The 9,195-nt window shown below is 67.0% G+C and carries 5 protein-coding genes and 1 pseudogene; 2 read left to right on the top strand and 4 right to left on the bottom strand.

The window, feature by feature from the left end; genetic code table 11:
- Window positions 1–263: 263 nt before the first annotated feature.
- Window positions 264–1,421, top strand: a complete 1,158-nt coding sequence (locus Q6A48_RS25535) for an efflux RND transporter periplasmic adaptor subunit (RefSeq protein WP_304557242.1) — start codon at window positions 264–266, stop codon at window positions 1,419–1,421.
- A 14-nt stretch (window positions 1,422–1,435) separates the two neighbouring features.
- On the top strand, window positions 1,436–4,534 hold the full coding sequence (locus Q6A48_RS25540; RefSeq protein WP_304557243.1) for a multidrug efflux RND transporter permease subunit: 3,099 nt from the start codon (window positions 1,436–1,438) through the stop codon (window positions 4,532–4,534).
- Between the two features lie 144 nt (window positions 4,535–4,678).
- Here the strand turns inward: Q6A48_RS25540 and Q6A48_RS25545 are convergent, their stop codons facing one another.
- The 4 genes and pseudogenes from Q6A48_RS25545 to Q6A48_RS25555 all read right to left on the bottom strand — a co-directional run bounded on the left by Q6A48_RS25545 (window position 4,679) and on the right by Q6A48_RS25555 (window position 8,863).
- On the bottom strand, window positions 4,679–5,866 hold the full coding sequence (locus Q6A48_RS25545) for a pyridoxal phosphate-dependent aminotransferase (protein ID WP_304557245.1): 1,188 nt from the start codon (window positions 5,864–5,866) through the stop codon (window positions 4,679–4,681).
- 41 nt (window positions 5,867–5,907) lie between these two features.
- Window positions 5,908–6,771, bottom strand: coding sequence for a methyl-accepting chemotaxis protein (locus tag Q6A48_RS26170; protein WP_369811736.1), 864 nt, complete (start codon window positions 6,769–6,771; stop codon window positions 5,908–5,910).
- Window positions 6,766–7,563 (bottom strand): annotated as a pseudogene (locus Q6A48_RS26175) (MCP four helix bundle domain-containing protein); the annotation flags it as partial. The pseudogene Q6A48_RS26175 and the gene Q6A48_RS26170, both read right to left, overlap by 6 nt.
- A gap of 163 nt (window positions 7,564–7,726) precedes the next feature.
- On the bottom strand, window positions 7,727–8,863 hold the full coding sequence (locus Q6A48_RS25555) for a glycerate kinase (RefSeq protein ID WP_304557248.1): 1,137 nt from the start codon (window positions 8,861–8,863) through the stop codon (window positions 7,727–7,729).
- Window positions 8,864–9,195: the final 332 nt, after the last annotated feature.

Consider the following 9,195-nt stretch of genomic DNA (forward strand, 5'->3'; position numbering starts at 1 on the left):
GTTTTACGATGAGGGGGGGGGAAGTGGTGGCCCGTTGTCGGGGGGGCGCCCGGGCCCAGGGGGTTTACGGTTTGGGGGGGGGGGGGGGGCCGGCCCGCGAAGACGTCGTTGCAGTTACCCGAAGAATCAAGCTGCCAAGGATATACGCCCTCACCCACCCGCGAGCGAAACCCTTACACAATTTCACACACCCCCTACAAAGCTTTACCGACACCCCCGCGAACCCGCCATAGCATGGCACGGCTCATTATTGGGGATGCACCATGCCAAAGAACTCTCTCGCCACGCTGGGCCTGTTGCTCGGGGCCTTGTCGTTGAGCGCCTGCGACCGCGCCGCGCCGCCCTCGGACGAAGCGCCGCTGCCCAGCGTGGCCGTCGAAACCATCCAGGCCCGGCCCCTGTCCATCAGCAGCGAGTTGAGCGGGCGCATTGCCGCGCCACGCACCGCCGAAGTGCGTGCGCGGGTGCCCGGCGTGGTGTTGCAGCGGGTGTATCGCGAAGGCAGCGATGTGAAGAAAGGCGACGTGCTGTTTCGCATCGACCCGGCGCCATTCAAGGCCGACCTGGACAGCGCCGAAGCAGCCTTGCGCAAGGCCGAGGCCAACGCCTTCCAGGCCCGCCTGCAAGCGCAGCGCTACGCGCGCCTGATCGAGGACAACGCCATCAGCGGCCAGGACTACGACAACGCCCGGGCCGCGGCTCGCCAGACCGCCGCCGACGTTGCCGCCAGCAAGGCCGCCGTGGAGCGCGCCCGGCTGAACCTCGGCTATGCCACGGTGACCGCACCGATTGCCGGCCGCATCGGCCGGGCGCTGGTGACCGAGGGCGCGCTGGTGGGCCAGAACGAGACCACGCCGCTGGCCCTTATCCAGCAACTGAACCCGATCCACGCCGACCTCACCCAGTCGACCCGCGAACTCAACGACCTGCGCCGGGCCCTGCGCGCCGGCCAGTTGCAACAGGTCGAGCCGGACCAGGCCAAGGCCACGCTGGTCCAGGACGACGGCAGCCTGTACCCGCTGCCGGGCAAGTTGCTGTTCGCCGACATCAGCGTCGACCCGGGCACCGGCCAGATCACCCTGCGCAGCGAGTTCCCCAACCCCGACCTGGACCTGCTGCCGGGCAGCTTCGTGCGCGTGCGCCTGGAGCAGGCCGTCGACCGCCAGGGCATCAGCGTGCCGCAGCGGGCCATCCTGCGCGACAGCGCCGGGATCGCCCAGGTGATGCTGCTCGATGCCCAGCAGACCGTCAGCCTGCAAGCGGTGACGCTGGGCGCGGCGCAGGATGACCGCTGGATCGTCACCCATGGCTTGAAGCCGGGCGACCGCATCGTCGTCGAGGGCCTGCAGCACGCCCGCCCCGGTGAAAAGGTCCGGGTCGACGACTCCCCTCTTCCACTCGCCCAGGTCCATGGCCAGTAAGCAGGACGTTTTCCATGCCGCAGTTCTTCATCGACCGCCCGGTGTTCGCCTGGGTGGTGGCGCTGTTCATCCTGTTGGCCGGTGCGCTGGCCATCCCGCAACTGCCAGTGGCGCAATACCCTGACGTGGCGCCGCCGCAAATCGAAATCTATGCGGTGTACCCGGGGGCTTCGGCGCAAACCGTGGACCAGAGCGTGGTCAGCCTGATCGAGGAAGAGCTCAACGGTGCCGACAACCTGTTGTACTTCGGCTCCCAGAGCAGCCTCGGCAGCGCCACCATCACCGCGACGTTCCAGCCGGGCACCCACCCGGAGCTGGCCCAGGTCGACGTGCAGAACCGTCTCAAGGCCGTGGAGTCGCGCCTGCCCCAGGCCGTCACCCAGCAGGGCTTGCAGGTGGACAAGGTGTCGGCGGGCTTCCTGCTGCTGATCACCCTCACCTCCAACGACGGCCAGCTCGACGACGTGGCGCTCAGCGATTACCTGGCGCGCAATGTGATGAACGAGATCAAGCGCCTGGACGGTGTCGGCAAGGCGCAGCTGTATGGCGCCGAGCGGGCGATGCGGGTCTGGATCGATCCGCAGAAGCTGCTCGCGTTCAACCTGACCCCGGCCGACGTGAATGCCGCCATCGTGGCGCAGAACGCCCAGGTCTCGGCGGGCAGCATCGGCGACCTGCCGTCGCGCACCACCCAGGAAATGACCGCGACCGTGCTGGTCAAGGGGCAGTTGTCGACGCCCGAAGAATTCGCCGACATCGTGCTCAAGGCCAACCCCGATGGTTCCACCGTGCGCATTGGCGATGTGGCGCGGGTGGAAGTCGGCAGCCAGGAATACCAGTTCTCCACGCGGCTCAACGGCAAGCCGTCCACCGCCGTGAGCGTACAGCTGTCGCCGGGGGCCAACGCCCTCAGCACCGCGACCCGGGTGCGAGCGAAGATGGATGAGCTGTCGCGCTACTTCCCCGCGGGCGTCGAGTACAAGATCCCCTACGACACCTCGCCGTTCGTCAAGGTCTCGATCACCAAAGTGGTGTACACCCTCGGCGAGGCCATGCTGCTGGTGTTCGCCGTGATGTTCCTGTTCCTGCAGAACATCCGCTACACCCTGATCCCGACGCTGGTGGTGCCGGTGGCGCTGATGGGCACCTTCGCGACCATGCTCGCCCTGGGCTTTTCCATCAACGTGTTGACCATGTTCGGCATGGTCCTGGCGATCGGCATCCTGGTGGACGACGCCATCGTCGTGGTGGAAAACGTCGAGCGGATCATGGCCAGTGAAGGGCTGCCGCCCAAGGAAGCGACGCGCAAGGCGATGCGGCAGATCACCGGGGCGATCATCGGCATCACCCTGGTGCTGGTGGCGGTGTTCATCCCCATGGCGTTCATGCCCGGATCCGTCGGGGTGATCTACCGGCAGTTCTCGCTGTCCATGGCGACCTCGATCCTGTTCTCGGCGTTCCTGGCCCTGAGCCTCACGCCGGCGCTGTGCGCGACCTTGCTCAAGCCCATCGACCAGGGCGAGCACCACGCCAAGGGCGGTTTCTTCGGCTGGTTCAACCGTCGCTTCGACCAGTTGGGCGATCGTTATCAAGGCTGGGTCGCCTATGCGCTCAAGCGCACCGGCCGCTACCTGGTGATCTACGCGGTGCTGCTGGTGGGCATGGGCCTGTTGTTCACGCGCCTGCCCTCCTCGTTCCTGCCGGTGGAGGACCAGGGCTACACCATCACCGACATCCAGTTGCCCCCCGGCGCGAGCAAGAACCGCACCGTGCAGGTGGTGGAACAGATCGAGGCCCACAACGCCGGCGAGCCGGGGGTGAGCGACAGCACGGTGATCCTCGGTTTCAGCTTTTCCGGCAGCGGGCAGAACGCGGCCCTGGCGTTCACCACCCTCAAGGACTGGTCGGAGCGTGGCGGCGACGATTCGGCCAGCGCCATCGCCGACCGGGCCAACCAGGCCTTCGGCGCGATCAAGGACGCCATGGCCTTCGCCGTACTGCCGCCGCCGGTGGACGGCCTCGGCACCTCCAGTGGCTTCGAGTTCCGCTTGCAGGATCGCGGCGGCCTCGGCCATGCCACATTGATGCAGGCCCGTGACGAACTGCTCGCCGCCGCCGAGAAAAGCCCGGTGCTGATGAACGTACGCGAAAGCGCCCTGGCCGAAGCGCCGCAGGTGCAGCTGGAAGTCGATCGCAAGCAGGCCAACGCCCTGGGGGTTTCCTTTGCCGAAATCGGCAACGTGCTGTCCACCGCGGTGGGCTCGGCCTACATCAATGACTTCCCCAACCAGGGGCGGATGCAACGGGTGGTGGTCCAGGCCGAAGGCGACCGGCGCGCCCAGGTCGCCGACCTGCTGAAGATCCATGTGCGCAACGACGTCGGCAAGATGGTGCCGCTGTCAGCCTTTGTCCAGGCCAAGTGGACCCAGGGCCCGACACAATTGACCCGCTACAACGGCTACCCGGCCATCAGCATTTCCGGCGAACCGGCGCCCGGCCACAGCACGGGCGAGGCCATGGCCGAGATCGAGCGGCTGGTGGCCCAGGGGCCGGCGGGCCTGGGGCAGGAATGGACCGGGCTGTCCTTGCAGGAGCGCCTGTCCGGCAGCCAGGTGCCATTGCTGCTCGGGCTGTCGTTGCTGGTGGTGTTCCTGTGCCTGGCGGCGCTGTACGAAAGCTGGTCGATCCCGACGTCGGTGTTGCTGGTGGTGCCGCTGGGGGTACTCGGCGCGGTGCTGGCGGTGTCGTTGCGCGAGCTGCCCAATGACGTGTTCTTCAAGGTCGGGCTGGTGACCATCATCGGCCTGTCAGCGAAGAATGCGATCCTGATCATCGAGTTCGCCAAGAGCCTGTACGACCAGGGCCATGACCTGGTCGACGCCACGCTGCAGGCCGCCCGCCTGCGCCTGCGACCGATCATCATGACCTCCCTGGCCTTCATCCTCGGCGTCGTGCCCCTGGCCATCGCTACCGGCGCCAGCTCGGCGAGCCAGCAGGCCATCGGGACCGGGGTGATCGGCGGGATGATCACCGCGACCCTGGCGGTGGTGTTCGTGCCGGTGTTCTTTGTCGGGGTGATGAGGCTGGTGCGCAAGCGTCCGGGTCATCACTGATCGGCGCGGGGGGATGGTGGTGATGCCTTCGCGAGCAGGCTCGCTCCCACACGGTCGGGTGTTCAGGGCAGTCGCATGCCACACCACGAAGCCCTCGTGGGAGCGAGCCTGCTCGCGATAGCGCTCGCGGCTCGCACCCGGGCCTCAGGCCCGCAATGCCTGCAGCAGCCCCGCCGCACACGCCGCGATCCGCTGGCAAGCCTGCGCCAGTTGCCCCTGGTCGACCACCAGCCCGATGCGGATATGCCCCGCCGCGCTCGGGCCGAAGGCCTCGCCGGCGAGCACCGAGACGCCATGGGCGTCCAGCAGGTGTTCGGCAAAGGCCTGGGCATCGAGGCCGGTCTGGCGTATGTCGACCATGACGAACATGCCGCCATCGGGTCGCACCGGCCTGAGCCCCGGGCAGTCGTCGAGCATGGCGCACACCAGGTCGCGACGCTGGCGATACTCGGCGTGCATGTGGGCCACTTCAGGCAAATCTTCTTCCAAAGCCACCTGGGCCGCTCGCTGGACGAAATCCGGCAGGCCGAACAGCATGCACAACGACAGGTTCGCCAGGTGCTCGGCCAGGGGTTCGGGCCCGATGACCCAGCCAATGCGCCAACCGGTCATGGCATGGGACTTGGACAGGCTGTTGATGGTCGCGGTGCGCCCGGCCATGCCCGGCAGGCTGGCCGGGCTGATGTGTTCACCTTCGTAGACCAGGTCGCTGTAGACCTCGTCGCTGATCAGCCACAGGTCATGCTCGATGCACAGCTGCGCCAGCCCGCGCCAGGTCGCCAGCGGCAGGCTGGCGCCGGACGGATTGTTGGGGCTGTTGAGCAGCATCGCCCGGGTTCGCGGGGTGATCAGGCCCGCCACGTCGTCCGGCTCGACCCGGAACCCGTTCTCCGGGCGCACCGCCACCGGCACTACCTTGGCCCCGCAGGCGCCGAACACCGCTTCGTAGGTGACATACATCGGCTCGGCGACAATCACCTCGTCGCCAGGGTCGAGCAGGCACTGAGCGACCGCGTACACCGCGCACTGCGCGCCAGGCAGCACGGTGACATGCCTGGCATCCACCGGCTGGCCGCAGCGTTGCTGATGACGCCGGGCGATACGGCTGCGCAGGGTGTGTAGGCCACGGATGTCCGAATAATGCGTATCCCCGGCCCGCAGGCTGCCCACTGCCGCATCGACGATAGCGCGCGGCGTGTCGAAGTCCGGATCGCCCACCGACAACAGCAGCACGTCCATGCCCTGTTCGCGCATGGCCAGCGCCCGATCGTGAATCTGCCAGGCGGCGGCGCCATCGCCGGTGATGCGTTGGGTCAAGGCTGAAAAGCGCATGTATCTCTCCTGATTGCGCGGGGTCCAGCCTCAACCCTATCTCAAATCACAAACCGCGCCACCATCGCGTTCAAGGTCACGGCCAGGCGCGACAGTTCGTGGGTGGCGTCGCTGGTCTGTTTCGCACCGCTGGCCGACTGGGTGGCGAGGTCGCGGATGTTGACCAGGTTGCGATCCACCTCGCGGGAGACCTGCGCCTGTTCCTCCGACGCGCTGGCGATGACCAGGTTGCGCTCGTTGATCTGGTGGATCGACTGGGTGATCTGCTCCAGGGCCACGCCCGCGGCCCGGGCCATTTCCAGGGTGGTCTGGGTGCGCTGGTTGCTCTGCTGCATCGACTGCACGGCCTCGCCGGTGCCGTTCTGGATGCCGGCGACCATCTTCTCGATTTCCTGGGTCGATTGCGCCGTGCGGTGGGCCAGGGCCCGGACTTCGTCGGCCACCACCGCGAAACCACGGCCGGCCTCCCCGGCGCGGGCGGCTTCGATGGCCGCGTTGAGGGCCAGCAGGTTGGTCTGTTCGGCAATGGCGCGGATCACGTCCAGGACCTTGCCGATGTCGCGGCCTTGAACGGCCAGGCCTTCGATCATCGCTGCGGTGGCTTGCACATCGTGGGTCATGGTCTGGATGGCCTCGACGGTTTCCACCACCCGCGAACGGCCTTCACGCGCCGCCTGGGTCGATTGGTTCGACGCTTCGGAGGTGGACACCGCATTGCGGGCGACTTCCTCCACGGCGGTGGTCATCTCGTTGACGGCGGTGGCGGCCTGTTCGATTTCATTGTTTTGCTGTTGCAAGCCCCGGGAGGATTCCTGGGTCACCGCGCTCAACTCCTCGGCGGCGGCGCCCAGTTGGGTGGCGGAGCCGGCGATTTGCTCGATGGTGCTGCGCAAGCTGCCTTGCATGTCGGACAGGGCCCTGAGCAGTTGGCCGGGTTCGTCCTTGCCATCATCCGCGATCACCTGGGTCAGGTTACCCCCGGCGATGACTCGCGCCGCCTCCAGCGCTCGTTTGAGCGGCACGACGATGCTGCGGGTCAGCAGCAAGGCCAGCAGCACCGTGGCCAGCGCGGCGATGATCGAGACGATGATGATGCCCGCCAGGGCGCTGTCGTAGTGTGCTCCCGCATCGGCCGACGCTTGCGCGGCACCGGCCACGTTGAACGCGATGAGCTTGTTGAGCTGCTCGCCCATCAGGTCGGTGCCTTCCTTGATGCGCGTATTGATCAGGGTACGCAACTCGTCGGCCCGGTTCTGGCGCGACAGGTCGAGCATTTCCTTCTGGGCTTGCAGGTAGTTGGCGAGGGTCGCGGAAAAGGCCTTGTACAGCTCTTTTTCCTCGGCGCCGGCCGGCAACGCGGCGTAGCCGGCGTCGGCCTTGTGCAGTTTTTCCACCAGCACGCCAATGCGGTTCTCGGCCTCTGCCAGGCTGGCAGGCTCGCGGTTGACCAGGATGCGGAACGACAGGATGCGCATGCGCAGCACGTTTTCCAGCACGTTGGACAGGTACCCGACACTGGGTACCTGGTTTTGCTCCATGTCCGCCGAAGCCTGGCGGATCACCGACATGCGATTGGCGGCGAAGGCGCCCAGGGCAATGACGAGCAGGGCAATGAAGGCGAAGCCAAGAAAGGCACGGGGGGCGATATTCAAGCTACGGAGGGACATGGAAAGACCTCGGGCAATGGGGTCGAGCATCCATGCCAGTCAGTGTAGGGCCAAATGTTGTGTACGCTTGACTCGTTATCGGCTGGGCTTGAGGCTTTTTACAGGGGAATGTAAAAAAATATTTCACCGCGCCGTCGGGGCGTGGGCCGCGATGCAGCCCAACGGGGGCCGGCAGTCCCGCCCCAACGTTTGATCAGCGGCTTGCCACCTGCCACAACCGCGCGATGTCCCGGGCCCGCTCGCTCAACAGGCGCGGAGCTTCGGCACAGGCCTCTTGCAGCGTCATCGGCCCGCTGGCCAAGGCAAAGGCCGCGTCGACGCCATGCTCATACAGCGCCGGGTAGCCCTCCCCCAGCGTGCCGGCGATGACCACGACCGGCACGCCGTGCTCGCGGGCAATGCGGGCCACGCCGAAGGGGGTCTTGCCGCGCAAGGTCTGGGCGTCGAAACGGCCTTCGCCGGTGATCACCAGGTCGGCGCCCTGGATGGCGGCGGCCAACCCCACCAGTTGGGCCACCACCTCCACGCCGGTGCGAAACCGCGCACCGAGGAACGCCTTGGCGGCGAACCCCAGCCCTCCGGCGGCGCCGCTGCCCGGTTCGTCGCGCACGTCCTTGTGCAAGGCCCGGGCACACTGTTCGGCAAAGTGCCCCAGGGCCGCGTCGAGCTGCTGCACCTGCTGGACGGACGCGCCTTTCTGCGGACCAAACACTGCGGAGGCGCCGTGGGGACCGCACAGCGGATTGTCGACATCCGCGGCAATCTCGACATCGACCCGGGCCAGGCGCGGGTCCAGTCCACCGAGGTCGATACGCGACAGGTGGGCCAAGGCCAGGCCACCGGGCGCCAGTGGCTGGCCGTGCTCATCCAGCAACGCCACGCCCAAGGCCTGCATCGCACCCGCACCGCCGTCGTTGGTGGCACTGCCGCCGATGGCCAGGATCACCCGCGTGGCCCCTTCATCCAGGGCCGCGCGAATCAGCTCGCCGGTGCCGTAGGTGCTGCTGGAACAGGCATCGCGCTGCCCGGGCGGGACCAATTGCAGGCCACTGGCCTCGGCCATCTCGATGATCGCGGTGCGGCCCTTTGGCAACCAGCCCCAGCGCGCTTCGACAGCGCCGCCCAAGGGCCCCCGGACCCGGCTGCTGCGCCATTCACCGTTGCAGGCGGCCAGCACCGCCGCCACCGTCCCCTCCCCGCCGTCGGCCATCGGGCACCGGGTCACGTGGGCGTCCGGCCAGACCTGGGCCAACCCTTCGGCGATGGCATCGGCGACGCCCTGGGCACTGAGGCTGTCCTTGAACGAGTCGGGGGCGATGACTATTTTCATATTATTCTCCGGTTCCGATGCCCAGCATGCTGCCAGCTGGGCGCAGCGCTGACGCCGGTCTCGCGCACAAAAGACACCGGGGATTATTGTTCAGATTCACAAATGCGGGTTGCCGCTGGGTAAACAGGCTTCGCGAGCGGGCTCGCTTGTGTCTTAAGACAGGATAAAGTCAAAGGTGAGAGGGGTGGACAGCAAGCTGACGGGTCGCGGTGCCCTAAGCACGTGTGGGAGCCAAGCTGCTGTCCACTCTTCCCGCTTTGGCTCAAAGCTCGAACAGTTGACTGAGTTTCCGCCCTCGAACAACAAGCATGAGCCAGGCCAAAGCGCCTCTC

The organism is Pseudomonas citrullilanati, assembly GCF_030580855.1.
Taxonomy (GTDB): Bacteria; Pseudomonadota; Gammaproteobacteria; order Pseudomonadales; family Pseudomonadaceae; genus Aquipseudomonas; species Aquipseudomonas citrulli.